The 14,900-nt window shown below is 49.6% G+C and carries 7 protein-coding genes; 4 read left to right on the top strand and 3 right to left on the bottom strand.

Annotated elements, in window-relative coordinates:
- Nucleotides 1–56: 56 nt before the first annotated feature.
- The 4 genes from ABDD94_RS03245 (at nucleotide 57) to ABDD94_RS03230 (ending at nucleotide 6,273) form a co-directional block, all read left to right on the top strand.
- Nucleotides 57–701: a hypothetical protein gene (locus ABDD94_RS03245; RefSeq protein WP_345954668.1), complete on the top strand. Its 645-nt coding sequence runs from the start codon at nucleotides 57–59 to the stop codon at nucleotides 699–701.
- A gap of 394 nt (nucleotides 702–1,095) precedes the next feature.
- Nucleotides 1,096–1,968, top strand: a complete 873-nt coding sequence (locus ABDD94_RS03240) for a DUF4007 family protein (protein WP_345954667.1) — start codon at nucleotides 1,096–1,098, stop codon at nucleotides 1,966–1,968.
- On the top strand, nucleotides 1,958–5,173 hold the full coding sequence (locus ABDD94_RS03235) for a hypothetical protein (protein WP_345954666.1): 3,216 nt from the start codon (nucleotides 1,958–1,960) through the stop codon (nucleotides 5,171–5,173). Before ABDD94_RS03240 ends, ABDD94_RS03235 begins: the two co-directional genes overlap by 11 nt.
- The gene (locus ABDD94_RS03230) at nucleotides 5,170–6,273 is read left to right on the top strand and encodes a phosphoadenosine phosphosulfate reductase family protein (RefSeq protein ID WP_345954665.1); all 1,104 of its coding nucleotides are present in this window, start codon (nucleotides 5,170–5,172) and stop codon (nucleotides 6,271–6,273) included. Before ABDD94_RS03235 ends, ABDD94_RS03230 begins: the two co-directional genes overlap by 4 nt.
- A 50-nt stretch (nucleotides 6,274–6,323) precedes the next feature.
- Here ABDD94_RS03230 and ABDD94_RS03225 read toward each other — a convergent pair whose 3' ends face one another.
- The 3 genes from ABDD94_RS03225 to dptF are packed head-to-tail and all read right to left on the bottom strand — an operon-like array spanning nucleotide 6,324 to nucleotide 14,828.
- The gene (locus tag ABDD94_RS03225) at nucleotides 6,324–11,648 is read right to left on the bottom strand and encodes a DUF87 domain-containing protein (protein ID WP_345954664.1); all 5,325 of its coding nucleotides are present in this window, start codon (nucleotides 11,646–11,648) and stop codon (nucleotides 6,324–6,326) included.
- On the bottom strand, nucleotides 11,638–13,110 hold the full coding sequence (gene dptG / locus ABDD94_RS03220; RefSeq protein ID WP_345954663.1) for a DNA phosphorothioation-dependent restriction protein DptG: 1,473 nt from the start codon (nucleotides 13,108–13,110) through the stop codon (nucleotides 11,638–11,640). The genes ABDD94_RS03225 and dptG overlap by 11 nt, the downstream gene beginning before the upstream one ends.
- Complete coding sequence (dptF, locus tag ABDD94_RS03215; protein ID WP_345954662.1) at nucleotides 13,107–14,828, bottom strand: DNA phosphorothioation-dependent restriction protein DptF; 1,722 nt, start codon at nucleotides 14,826–14,828, stop codon at nucleotides 13,107–13,109. Before dptF ends, dptG begins: the two co-directional genes overlap by 4 nt.
- Nucleotides 14,829–14,900 lie beyond the last annotated feature (72 nt).

The following is a 14,900-nucleotide window of genomic DNA, read 5'->3' as shown; positions in this document are numbered from 1 at the left end:
AATATTAATTTGTTGCTAAATTTAACGATATAATTGAAATCACCCATCGTATTATTATGCTTATCACAACACATCAATATTTAGACAAATATCCGGTACCACCCAATAGTAAAATACTGATACTTGGCACTATCCACCCTCACTTCCATGAAGAATTTAAAGTGCCGTTTTTCTACGGCAATGAAATCAGTATATGGAAGATTTTCAGCGAGGCATTTCCTGGTGAACTGACCGACCCTGCGAATCTTGACCACATTACGAGATTTCTGGGAAATCGTGAACTTGCGATAAGTGACACAATCATATCCTGCAAACGACTTAGTCCCACTGCGCTTGACAAAGATCTGGAGATCATCGAAGATAACCGGAAATCACTTTTAAAAACCTTAGCGACATCTGAGATCCTGGAGGTGATTTGTACCAGCGGATTTGGTAAAAACAATGCTTTTAAAATATTCTATAGCCAAATTTTAGGTTTGCCAATCACTACAGAAATCCGAAAAAAGCGAGAGGCAATAGTCATTATTCCTGGCACCGATAAAAAAATACTGGTGCGGGCAATTTATTCGCCTGCACGCACAGCTTTAACGGGTATCGCTAACAGCCAGGGCTACAAAGCCGTAAAACAGAAGATGTCTGTAACTCAGTACCGTGTCTCCCTCTACAGGTCTATTTTCGAAAGTGAGCGTTTCTCTGATTAGAAAATACATTTCAAAAACTTGTACAGATTTATAAAAAGCGATGGGTCCCATGACATGGAGTCTGAGTGCCTTTGACAACCAAAATTATTGAAATCAGATGAAATCCTTTATTTTTTAAGGTTAATTCCACACCGAGTGGCTTGCGCAATAAGGCAAAATTACCTTTATAGGTTTTGGCATCTTTAAATGTCTAACAGTTCGTTTTACACTTATCCAGAAAGAATCAAGGCCATAAATAAACTTCTTATTTCCTTAAATTATGGCTAGAAAACTCGTAAGGAAAAGTTTATGATATAGAAATACCTCGTCTATTATATTCTCGCTAATGATCTTAGCACCATAATGTTAATATTTTTTATGTTTGCAGTTATGTTAAAATGCTTAAATTCAACCTATGTTAGGGAATACGTTAAGGCTAAGCTTCTCGGGTCATGATTCATTTCAGTGCCGCCAGCAATGGCTGAAGAAGGGCTATGACCACCGTTTGGCAGGACGGACTTTCCAGGAGGAAGACGCGGTGGTACACCTCGGTGTGGGTAAGAACATGGTCGGTGCTATCCGTTACTGGATGAAGGCTTTTGACCTGATCGATCAGGCCGATGAGCTGACCCTTTTTGCACATCATCTTTTCGCCGATAACGGCTGGGATCCTTATCTCGAGGACCAGGCTAGTCTGTGGCTGTTACATTATCATCTGATCAAAAAGGCTTCGGCCTCCTCCTACCATTTGGTGTTCAATGAACTGCGGAAGGAAAAGGTAGAGTTCAGTCGCTCCAATTTCGTTGCCTTTGTGAAGCGCCGGGCAGAAGCTGCCGCAGTACTCGTGAATGATAAAACGGTGGCGGATGATTTTGGGGTGATGCTCAAAATGTACTTGCGCACCGAGGCCCAGCAAAAAGAAATCGAAGACAGTTTTTCCGGGATATTTACTGAACTGGACCTGATCAAGCCGAGGGGTAAACGCGGTGAAGATATCTTCGCCGTTGAAAGTACGGAGCGCAACGAGATACCTGACGCGATCCTGCTGTATACGATCGCCGACCAGCTTCGGGGTGGCCAATCGGTCAACCTGGTGAACATTGAGCAGGATGCCGGGCAGGCGGGAACGGTATTCGCCCTTAACAGATCGGGCATTACCAGCAAGATCGAGCGCCTGGTTAAAGCCAATCCGGACTTGGTTTATAGCGATCATGCTGGTGTCCGCGAATTGCAATTCCGGCGGCCTTTACAACCATTCGATATCCTAAACCATTACTATGCGAGCTAATTACAACCCTTCCGTCAATATAGTCCGTGATGCGCAGCGTAAGGTCAATTATATTGCAACCGATAACGCCAGGCGCTCCGCTTTCCAGATCATCAATGATCTGAAGACAGGGCTGCGTTCGTTCATGCTGATCGGTTCATACGGTACGGGCAAGAGCTCGTTCTTATGGGCCTTTCAGCAAAGTCTGCTGAGAACGATAAATCATTTTGCCGTTAACTACGGTAAAAAGGACAATGTTCGGGTGATCAATCTGGTGGGCAGCTATACTTCATTGCGGACCGCGCTGCAGGAATATTTTGACCTGGACGGCGCGACCGACAAAGCGCTTTTTTCGGAGTTGTATAACCAATATCACGACATAAAAGGCGAGCAGCCCTTGTTGCTGATCTGTGTGGATGAGTTCGGTAAATTCCTGGAATATGCCGCCAAAAACCAGCCGGAAGAAGAATTATACTTTATTCAGCAATTGCTGGAGTTCATCAATGATCCTGAACGCCAGATCGTATTATTGTCTACCGTACATCAGAATATCGATGCTTATGGATTTTCGCTTTCGAATACCCAAAAGCAGGAATGGACCAAGATCAAAGGCCGGTTCCGCGAACTGACATTTAACGAGCCGGTTGAGCAGCTGTTATTGCTTGCTGCGGCCCATTTAGTCGACCAGCGTAAGCTGCACACCCAGGTGGACTTCGAAGCGGATATTGAAAGGTTAGCGCGTTCACGTGCTTTCAATTCTGATCCCCAGTATATCGGCGACATCGCCGCCAAGTTATACCCGCTCGACCTCTTTGCCGCCAATGTCCTGACACTGGCTTTGCAACGTTATGGGCAAAATGAGCGCTCTCTGTTTTCTTTCCTGGAATCCACTGACCAGACCGGTATCAAAGCCTTTGATAATAGCGCGGACCGCTATTATCATATCGGGCATGTGTACCAATACCTGGCTTATAATTTTTACAGCTTTATCAATTCACCGGCAAACCGGGACCTGCCGGCCTGGCGCGCAATCCAAACAGCTATGGAGGCGGCTGAGCGCCGCATCACCGGGCATGAGTTGGGAACGGCGCTGCTGATCCAGACGATCGGCCTGCTGAATATATTCTCGGCGGCCGGTGCCGTGATCGACCGGGCATTTCTGATCGACTATGCGACCAATTGCCTCGGAATGCCGGACGCAGAAGCTTCACTTTCTGCGTTAGAGCAACATAAGATCGTGCTCTACCGGAATTACAGCCGCCGGTATATCCTTTTTGAAGGTACCGACCTCGACATCCAATTGGCACTGTTCGAGGCCGCTGACCGCGTAGACCAGGTCGTTGATGTGACGGGGCTGATCAATAAGTATTATCAGTTTCCGCCGGTCGTAGCAAAATCAGCCACGTATTTCCGGGGTACGCCGCGGCTTTTTGAATACCTGATCTCGACCCAGCCGCAGAAAAAGACGCCCAAGGGTGAGATTGATGGTTATATCAACCTGGTATTCAATGAGAATCTGACCGAAGCCGAGATCCTGAATTTTTCAAGGGGCCAGCAAGAAGCGGTGCTTTACGGATTTTACCGGAACTCCAAACACATCAAGGATCTGCTTTTCGAGGTGGAGAAGACCAAGAAGGTGATCGAGGAGAATATGGATGACCAGGTGGCGGTGCATGAACTGAACAATATCATTCAGCACCAGCAAAACCTGCTCACTCATAAGATCCAGCACAGTTTTTACACCAACCACCGGGAGATCGTTTGGATCTACCGCGGCGGTGCAATCAACATTCACAGTCAGCGGGCTTTGAATGAAACACTGTCCATGATTGTTAACGAAGTTTATGATCAGGCACCAGTATTCAAGAACGAACTCGTTAACAAGCATAAGATTTCCCCTTCGATCCATGCCGCACGGCGTAACTATATCAAGGCGCTGGCCAATGACTGGGACAAACCAGGCATGGGCTTTCCCGCTGATAAGTATCCGCCGGAAAAGACAATTTATCTGACATTGCTCGAAAATAACGGCATTGATCTGATGAATACCGCTCATGACCTGGAGATCACCGTCGATGAGCGTAACGACTTCCACCACCTCTGGAATTTCTGCATGGCCTTTCTGGATAGCACCAAAACGGCAAAACGCACGGTCAAAGAACTGGCGGATCTGCTGGCCTTGCGCCCGTTCAAATTAAAACAGGGGCTGATCGATTTTTGGATCGCGAGTTTCTTGTTCATCAAGCGCAATGACCTGGCTCTATTCTATAAGGGCGTCTACGTCCCCAATATGACCGATGAGGTGCTGGAATTGCTCATTAAATATCCTGCTGAGCACGAGATCAAGGCCTTTGATATCGGTGGCGTGCGGCTTGACCTGTTCAATAACTACCGCTCGATGCTGCAGCAGTCGGTCAAATCGCACCTGACAAATAAAGACTTTGTGGAAACGATCCGGCCGTTCCTTACTTTTTACAAGGGCTTACCGGAATATGCCAAGAATACGCAGCGACTCGAGCCGGAAACAATACGTCTGCGCGATGCGATCATCAAAGCGAAAGACCCCGAGCAAACTTTTTTTGATGCTTTCCCGAATGCACTGGGTTACAGTATGCAAACTTTACAGCAGGATCCCGGAAAACTGCAGGAATATGTGAATACGTTGCAGGACGCCATCCGGGAACTGCGCAATTGCTATAATGAGCTGGTGAACCGGGTGGAACTCTTCCTAGCAGGTGATGTGATCGGCAAAAACATGGTGTTCCCGGAGATCAAAACGACTTTACAGGAGCGTTTTGACGGCATCCGTAAACACCTGCTGCTACATAAGCAACGCATCATTGTGCAGCGCATCAATTCTGAACTCGACGACCGTGCGGCCTGGCTCAACTCTTTGGTGCAAGGCGTTATGGGAATCACGCTAGAGAAATTCAACGATGAATCTGAATACATTTTCTATGATAAATGCAAATTCGCGGTACTCGAACTGGACAGCCTGACCAATTTATCTCAGGCCGGCCACCACGAGGACGGTGAAAGGATCGTACAGCTGGACATCAGTTCTTTTGCGGACGGGTTAACGCGCAAGGTACTGCGCATCCCCAAAAAGTCAGAAGAATTGGTGACCCGTTTAGAAGATGACCTGAAGAAAACAATGTCTAGCGACAGAACCGTTAATATTGCAGCATTGACCCAATTGTTAAAAGAACTGATCGAAAAGGAATGAGCAAGGTACGTCACGTCTTAGGGATATCCGGTGGGAAGGATAGCGCCGCACTGGCGATCTATATGCATCACTTGTACCCGGACTTTGACATCGAGTATTACACCTGCGATACCGGTAAAGAACTGGACGAAACCTATCAGCTCATTGATAACCTGGAGATCTACCTGGGCAAAAAGATCACCAAGCTGAAGGCTTTTGCCAATAGCATGGAAGCGCCCTTTGACCATAAATTAAAAACGCTGGGCGGCTTTCTGCCCTCACCGCTGAACCGCTGGTGTACCAAATCACTGAAACTGGATCTTTTCGAAAAATTCATTGGGGACGATCCGGTGATCTCGTATGTGGGTATACGTGGCGATGAGGACCGGGAAGGCTATATCTCCCATAAGCCCAACATCCAGTCGATCTTCCCGTTCCGTCAGAATATCTGGAGCGAGGATGTCATCCGTAAAGTATTTGCGCCTGGTAATCATAAATTCCTGATCGAAACGTATAGCGGTTTCGCTAAGAAGGATATCTCGGAGCGTTTCGCGGCCATTCTTGCACAGCCTGTGAGCACTGAATTTAGTGGCACGGCCAAGATGAATCGCCTGCTCGCGCTCGATGTGGTTGACTTCAACCACTTGGTCAAAGCATTTCTCAATACGACGGAGTACCCGCTGGCCACGGAACCTAACTTCCCGCTGCTGGCCAATACGGATAATCTGGTCCGTGATGATGTCTTCCGGATACTGGAGGAAAGCAATGTTGGCGTCCCTAAATATTATAAGGCGATTGAATTCGAGATCGATGGTCTTAAAGGCAGTTATTCCCGCAGCCGTTCGGGTTGCTTCTTTTGCTTTTATCAGCAGAAGATCGAATGGGTCTGGCTCCTGGAGCAGCACCCGCACCTTTTCCAGCAGGCAGCTGCTTATGAGCTGGAAGGCGGACATACCTGGACGGACGGTGAATCGCTGGCAGAACTTTCGCGTCCGGAAAGGGTCAGGCTGATCAAGCTGGAATACCTCAAACGGAGCGGTTCTGTAAAGAAAAGTTCGCCTTATCTGCTCGACCTCCTGGATGATGCGGAGGAAGAAGGCTGCGCCACCTGTTTTATCTGATTACTTCAAATTATAAAGGGCCGGTTTTGCCGGCCCTTGTTGTTAATTCGCTACTCTTCGAGCAATTCCCAGAAAGCTTTATCCTTCACCTTGATCGGTTTGCTCCCGGCAAGGTTCACGATGCTGTTATGTTTTTCCAGACTTTTGATCACGCCGATGAGTTCATCGCGGTCGTTCTTGTTCGACAGATCGAACAGGGAACCTACCTCCTTGTCCCTGATCTCGTTCACCCTATGGATGATCCAAGTCAGGATATAATTGGAGTATTCATTCTCCGCGGTGGCGAAGTGGTTCAGGAATTGTGTCGACAAAATGGTACCCACACCAAACTCGCGCCCTTCCTTCAGGATCTTCCGTAGAGACTCGAAATTCTTGCTCAGGAAATTATCCGCCTCATCGACCAGGATCATTTTATTGATCTGACGGAAGTTGCCATCTATTTTGCTATGGCCCTCGATCTGCATCTGGGCATAGAAAAGGTCCAGCGTGATCGCCACCACCAGGTTCTGGATCTCCGTGTTGTAACCGTTGAGGTTGATTACGACAACGCCGTTCAGCAGTTCGAACAGGCCCACAGCGTTTTCGCCTTTCGGTTCAAAGAACTCGAAATCGTACAATTCACTGAGCACGGCATGCAAGCTGTCTACTGCCGCATCGTCGTCGCTGAGATAGATATCGCACACATCACTGATAGTCGGGCAGGTGCGTGTCCAGGTAGACTCGGCACTACGGTCAATCCCTTTGGCGGCATAGGCGGACATGATCAGGTCCTTGAGGAGCGCGCGCTGTTTATTGCCCAGGTTGAAAGCTTTGGAAATGGTATCCTGTAATGTACTCGCAGTATGTAGCGGTAATAACCGCTTGGGGTTTTTGCCCAGTACAAGAGCCAGCGGATTATAAGGCAAATGGTGTAGGTCGATCACTTTAGCGCCAGTCGCCGCGACGAAATCATCTTTGATATAATCGCCTTTGTAATCGAAGATCAGGACGCCGATCGGCTTACCGTCAACATTACCGCTGTCATTACGTACCAGTTGGGTGATCAGCGATTTGGTGAACTGGGTCTTACCTGTACCCATGGTGCCGATGATCCCGGTATTGGTGTGCATGACTTTGTCTGTGGAGGTCGGGAACCATTCTACCGGCCGGCCATCATTGGCCCGGGTGCCGAAAAGGACTTTGAGCGGCCCGCCTGAGCCCGCTGGTTTTGGTGTTTCCGGTGTGGCTGGTACGTACTCAACTTCGGGCTCTGACGCCATAGACAAGATAACCTCCGGCTCTTCCGCTTCGGTTTCGGCTTCGGTTATCGTTTCGTCTTCCTCCGCAGCAGCTATTTCGCTTTTTGCTGTTGGAGGCGCAGGGCGTACATATTCACGTGCCGATGTTAATTCTTCTTCGCTAAGGCCGTAGATGTGCTCGAACAGATCGGTCCTGGTGATACCGACCGCCGTGGCTGACTGGTAACGGTTCTTCAGGTTGTCGACACTTTGGACCAGGTCATTCAGACCATCACTTTCGTAAAGATTAATCAGCAGATAGGGTGAATCACCTAGTGCATATTTGATACTGCGGTCCGAGAACTCATTGTTACGGAAAGACAGTACGGCGAAATCACCCAGGTAAGGCGTAAGCGTACCGATCTCGAAATCATCATTAAGCAATCTGCCGCGCAGATCTTCGACCTTTGTCCATTTAGCCTGATACGCCGGCCAGACCTCATAAAGCGCCAGTTTTTGTGCAGCCGTCAGGATCAGTTTAGCAAAATAGTTCCGATAGATCGCGCCGGTCAGCCCTGTTTGACTGAGTGTATCCGACAATAGCCTGGCGGTCTGTTCGCCCTGCGTTGCCCCTTTGGCCAACGTAGCCGAGCTGTTGTTGCCGATCTTCACCTCCACCGGGTAGAAATACATACGCAACTTATCATCCTTGACCTCCAGGCCGACCATAAGCAGGTCGTCGCTGTATAGACCGGTCTTTTCCAGATTTTTCTTGGTAAACAAACCATGCGACTGCGCCAGACCAGCCGAACCGGTCACCCGCAGAATCTCTTCCATGGAAAGTGCGATCCAGGCTACGTCGGGATGGTCGAGCATGGCCAGCATCTCCTTGACCGCGGACAAAATACTGATCTTCTCTTTCTGGATCGCTTCTTGATAGTTTTGCGAACCGAGACGCAACAGCCAGTAGCCGTTCAGTGCATTGAACATATTGATGATCGGCTTGATCGCCTGGTCCGCATGTTCGACCTTACCGCTAAGATACTCTTTGAGGATGAACTCATACTGTTCCCATTTAGTGGTGATCGTAATGGAATCATAGCCGGAGGAATTACCATATTGATCGGTATAATGGATGATGACGATATCCTGCTGGCTTTTGAAAAAGCTCAGGTCGACCATCGGGTTAATAAAAGTGATCCACTGCGAACTGTCATAGACCTTGAGCAGTTTTTCGTTCACATCGGCATTGATGACCGTTGCGAAGGCCAGATTCTCTTTGAAGATACTGGCCGTGCCGGCGACATGGGCTACTGCGTTCAGTTGTTTGCTCAGGTCAGTGAGAATGTTCGGCTCCTCCGGCATCGTGCGCACACCGAATCCCGTGCGGTAGTTGCCATGGTTAAGCACCGAAGGCAGGTCGCTCATCAAGCCGTGCAGTGAAACGCCGGTGCCGATCTCCAGCGTATTGTTATCGGCCCGTTCAAGATCTCTCTCGTTGAACTGGTAAAAGCTGATATGTGCATAATCGTAGGCGTCCGCCGGTCCGAGGTCATCTTTAATAAAAAATTGTACCTTTTGATGGTAAAGACGCAGCAGGTCGTCCGGGTGGATGATATCCTCCAACTCGGTCAGGTCGATCTGGAAATTCCGTTTGATCTCGGCGATCTCATCGAACTTCGAGAATTGCTCGAACTTGGTCGTATAGTCACCAGAGCCGTAAATGCTGATCAGAATTGGGTGAATGGCCAGCATATTCTTTTCTTCCTTAGCCAGTCGGCCGATCGTATGGAAAATATAACGGAAAATGCCCTGCAGGATCTCCAATCCGTCGCCAACGTTCATCAAATTGATGCGGATCGGTGATTCCGGGTCAATATACAGGAAGGAGAAATGCTTGACGAACTCCATGATCTTGGAGGAAACGATCTCCGGCGCATTCTGGCGGTTGATCGATTGCCCTTCCATGGCGGCATTGACATAGTGCAGCCAGCCCGGGCTGTGGTCCTGCTTCACGCCGATATAGTAGTTCTTAGGCTGCACGCCGTTATTGATGAACGGCAGCAGGTTCAGCGCCGACAATTTGGCGAACACCTGGTTCGGCAGTTCCTGGTCCACAGTGCGATCTGCCAGGCGGAGCTGGTAAATGACATTCAGCGGGTGCAGAGGCGACAGGCGCAGCCGGTCATAGATCGAAGTATCCTCTACGCTGCCAAGCCGAAGGAGCGAAAATTGCGAGCGGGTCAGCGCCTGGTTCGGCTCGATGCCGTTCAGGTAATGCAGGTAACGCTGCACGTAGGCAGTATACAGCTGGCGCAGCTCGTCATCGATAAATACCGTGCTGGGCAGTACGCGGTAACTGCCTTTATTGCGTGTCCGGAAATAGATGATGATCTCGAGGTGGGCGCCCAGCAGGTCTTCCGGAAGGGTCTCGTTAAAGCCCTCCAGGTCTGCCGCGCCGGTACCGCGCTGGAAAGGATAGCCGTTGTCGATGATTTTTTCCTCCAGCGAAAGCGTTTCGCGGAAACGTCCGGAAGGAAAATAGCGTTGGTTATCATGCTCCAGCAGGATATTGGGCCTGCCGCTTTTTTCATCGATCCGGGTGGTGTAGTAGACCGATTTACGGTTCGCGGCTTTTTTACGCCACAAGGCCCAGCCGGAAAGTTCGGTCGGCTTGATACCGCTGAATATCGCCTTGGCATTTAGTGTGCCGCTCCCGTAATTAAGCGAGAAATTGAACTCCTGGCTGTCGGTCAGGTTGACCTCGTCCAGCGCCAGTGTCAGCCGCTCACCGTCCTGCAGGAAGTAGATCTTGCTGCGTACATACGGCACCGGATCGGTCGCCTCGCCCTGGTCGTTAAACACCAGCTCATTCTCGGCATCGAATTCGATCACCATGAATTTCTTCTGGATGCGGTAAATGGAACGTACGGCCCGGAAGAAATGATCGGCGAAGGGCGCGACCAATATCTTGAACGAATAGGTATTGAACTTTCCGTCCTTGTCCTCTTTGTATTCGATCCAGCCGTGCTGGAAAAAATGCGGATTGGTGATCTGCATTTTGACATCCAGGCTGTTCTGGCCCTTGATATCTTCGACCGATAGCCCTTTCTTGGTCACATCGGAGATCGCCGGTTTACGCCGGAAGTGCAATTGGAAATGGATTTCCTGGCGCTGCTCCGGGTTAAAGATGAGGATGCTCCGGTTCTGACTGGCTGCCTTGGTGCGGCCGTCGGCCTTGTCCCAAAGCACCTGCTCGTCCAGTGTTTCCTCGGAAGTATTCGGCAGGTATTCATTGAACTTTACTTTATCGCGATTGGCGGCGAACCTTTCGATGTCGTCGAAGGAGACGCTGCTCCAATCTTCCCGCTTTTTCAGCTTGTTCCGGCCTTCCCGGTCAAAGTGTTTTTCCAGGTATTCATCCAGCGTGTTCAGCTGTTCGCTTTGCGTCATCTCGTCGAACCAGCGCAGATTTTTCACCAGCCGTGCTTCGATTTGCTTGCGGCTGATGAGTTGGGTCTGGACCAATTCATCATAGAACACGCCCAGCGTTTCATAGTCCTCGCGGTCCAGCCGCTTTTTATTCAGAATGTCCAGGTACTTTTTCAGGTCGAAAAGGTTGGTACTTTCGATCTGATAATCGCTGTTCTCGTAGTTCAACAGTGTCTTGATGAAATCCTTTTGCGCCTTGGAGAAATTGTTCTCCTCGTCCTCGCTGAAGGTCTGGACAATATTCTGTTTCACGCTGTCAATGTGCAGAGGCAGGCCCCTGGCGGAAAGATCTTCCGCCCCTTTGGTGATACTTTCCAGTTCGGTATTATGAATGAACAGGATCGCGGCATTTTCCTTAAAGCCGGGCGTCTGGTCAAAATGGTTGCGGACACCGGTCAGAAAATCCCCGTTGGCATGGTATGCCACGATGAGCTTTTTGCCGCCGATGACCAGGTAAAAGGTTTCGTAGTTATAGAAGGTAAAGGTACCTACTTCGATCTCGCCGAAATAGACCTGGTCGGTGAACACCCGCAGGCATTCGTAAAGTTGGCGCACATTCGATTCCTTTTCAAAGTAAATATGAAAGCGGCTGCCATCGCGGATGACCTTGCGTTGAAAATACTTGAGGATCAGTTGTGATAAATAAAAGTATAGGTTATTTTCCATCAGATTCTTTGTAAAGGCGTTTAACATATTGCGCGTCGCCGCTGTCGCTCTTCTTTTCGAGCGTATTGATCTTGCCAAAAAAGGTCACCACCGCGCGCTTGGTCTTATCGTCAAAGAATACCCCGCGACGCTCCAATTGTTCCCAGAGCGTGGTGATCAGGATCTTGTCCTTGTTTTCCGACATGACCGCAAGTTCGGTGAGCAACAGGAGCAGATCGCGGTCGATCTTCAGCGTGCCGCCGAGGCCGCCGCGCAATTTGTAAAACCCGCTCTTGGCATAGGTCTTGAACCAGTTGGCATAACTGTTATAGGCATCGACCCGGCCATATTTCGGGAACTGAAAACGCATCATCTGGAACAGTTCGTGTACCAGGCGCAGGCTATGCCGTTCGACGTAATCGCCGGATTCGGGTGGCTGGTACTGTTCGCTGAACTGGTCCCAATGCACATCCGGCAACTTGGCCTGATATTTTTTGATCAGGTGGTGAATGAGGATGGCTAGGTCTTTTTCGTCCTCCTCGGACATTTCCAGCACCGTCGCACGAAGTTCGCGGTAGGTGAAGGGCTGCTGCAACCGGCTGAATTTCGCCGGAAAATCAATGGTATTGAGCAGTTCGAGCGTATTGGTGTGGGCGAATAAAGGCGTGGCGATGGTTTCCAGTTTTTTCCAGCCATGCTCCAGCGCATAGCGTGAACGGGAAAGCTTTTCCCAGTTCAGGGTAAAGAACAAAGGATAACGCTCTTTGGGGGACTCGAAGGCATCGGCCAGAAACATCGACTGCTGGGTGATATAATGAAAAACGTAATATTTGATCAGGAGCGAAACATGGTGGATATAAAATTCCTTCAAGGTGGACAGGTTGCGCAGGTCCTCTTTGAAAAGTTCACGTACCTTCATCACTAGTTCCCCCTGATAGGCGCCGCTGGCATCCTGTTCCCGGGGTTTGGTCTCCACTGCTGAATGTAGCTGTTCCAAGACCAGTTTATAAAGTATATTTTCCTGGGTGTCGCCCGAGGCATTCTGGATCAGCGCCTTGACCTCCGGGTCCATCAGCAGGTTGATGACGAAATCCTGTAGCAGGGCCAGTTTTGCATTCTTATACTGGAAGGTCAGGTGTCGCAAAGTCTCGGCGCTGAACAGGAACAGGTCATCGTTCTCGTTAAAGATCAGCGAGGAGATGATCAGTTTAAGTTGCTCGGCCTGCGTGGTTTCCACATCGGCAATGATACGGTCGATCAGTTGATCTTTGGGCACATGCCGCTGATAGGTCATGCCGTGACTGGCCCGGTAGAACTCACCGGTGACACCGCGAAAGGTGTCGATGTCCGGCACCGATTCCTTCATTTCGATCTTGTCCGAGGCAAAGGGGAACAGTTTGACCAGTACGCCACGGTTATGCTGGAAGGAGCCCCGGGATTCAAATGCCCGGTCCCATTTACTATCGTTGATCTTGAACGTCATAATTTCTTAAATTCATAGCCAAAGCCGGGGACATAACTGAGTTGGAACTTCTCGCTCATGCTGCCCCCGATCTTTTCAAAATTGATTGCCTGCTCCTGCCCGGCCGCTGTCGTGATCTGGTCGATGGCCTGCTGAAAATTGATATGGTCTTCGCGGTCCTGCCGGTTGGGGCTGTAGCCGCGGATTACGTTTTGGAGTAATACGAAAAGCACGATGTCCAGTTTAAAGACGATACCATGCGTACCCGCCTTGATCCCAACTGGGAAGGACAGGTCGAACTCGTTGATCTCAGTGGCCGCGGCTCCGCCGGGGCGGACGCGGATATCGGGATTGAGCACGATGGTCTGCGTAACATTGTAGTCTAACTGCCTTCGGCCCACCGGTACGTTAACCTCTTTCTCCAGCTTGGAGTTACCGTTCCAGTAATAGATGGCTTTGATCATATCCCGGTAAAGGGGCTTTAAACCGTTTTGGTCACCGGCATAATAACAGTACAGATAATGCGAGAACTGATAGAAATATTTCAATTCACCTTCAAAGAAGGCGCTGTCATTCAAATAAAGGCTGCGGATAAAGGTCTTTACCAGTAAAGCCTTGCGTTTGGGCAGCAGTTGCGCCTGGCGGGCATAAGGGATCACCTCCAGGTGATGCTCGGTGAACAACTTGTCCGGCTCGTCCGTCGAACTGATGCGGAAGATCAAGTCATCCAGCGTCGCGCTGCGGTAGCGCACCGGGTCCAGCAACTGGACCGCATCGAACAGCTCGGAACGGCCCTGGTTGTCGAAAAGAATATTGTAAAGTACATTCGGCATCACCTCGGGGTGCTTGCCTGAGGCATACAGCTGTTTGATCTGCGGCCCGCTGAGGCTGGCCAGTTCGGAAGGCATCAGCAGGTTATAAATAAAATCAAGCAGGTCGCGGATGGAAATGATCAGTTTGAACTTAACGATCGCATAGATGAATAGCGTCGCCAGCCCTTTTTGTACGGACGGTTTAGCCAGTTGCTGATAATTGAACCGGATGGGACAGGCATAGGTATTAGGATGGTCGGTGTAAAAATCATTGAAGGCTGCACGGAAGGGGTTGTCGGGGCTGTCCGCGGTCACCTTTTGCAGCACATCGCGGATCAGCGCAGATGAGGCTGCATCGGGCCGTATCGTGAACAGATTATAATCCGCGAAATTCAGAAACTGGAAATATTCCGAAGGGTCAAAATCGTTACCTCCAGCAATGCGGTCGATGATTCCCTTGCGCTCCACAAAATCATTAAGTTCGGCGAATTCCTGGTTGCTTTTATGGAGAAAGGACGATAATACCCCGAGGTTGATCGCAACGATGCGCTTGGCCGTATTGCCGCTATCATGCAGGTGTTCAGAGCGGAACGGTTCAAGAAAATCGGTGAGTTCGGCTACCCAATCCTTATGAACATCCCGGCTTTCAGTGGCATCATTGCGCACTTCAACACCCGACATTTGTTCGGGGTATTTCCGGTACATCCGCGCCAGGATATGTGATTTGCCATCGCCGACATTACCGGAAAGCAGGATAAGCTGCGGTTTGTCGCTGTTGAGGGCGGCCAGCAGGATCTCTTCGAACTTGTGCTCGACAAAGCGGTCGATGTGCAGGTAATCCTTAAAGTTATCAAAAGTGTCCGCATTCCCGTCGATCACGGCCTCCTTAGCGGAAATGCTGAGTTTGTCAAGTAACGATTTAAGCATGCAAAATTGGTTTAGGCATCTATCGCAAAGCCACCGTCACCGGCGAACACTTTAAATAAATGTCAACGTTTG

Origin of the sequence: Mucilaginibacter sp. PAMB04168 (assembly GCF_039634365.2) — a bacterium.
In the GTDB taxonomy this organism is placed as follows: Bacteria; Bacteroidota; Bacteroidia; order Sphingobacteriales; family Sphingobacteriaceae; genus Mucilaginibacter.
The sequence above is the reverse complement of the archived record's forward strand: the minus strand, read 5'-3'. Positions and strand labels throughout refer to the sequence as shown.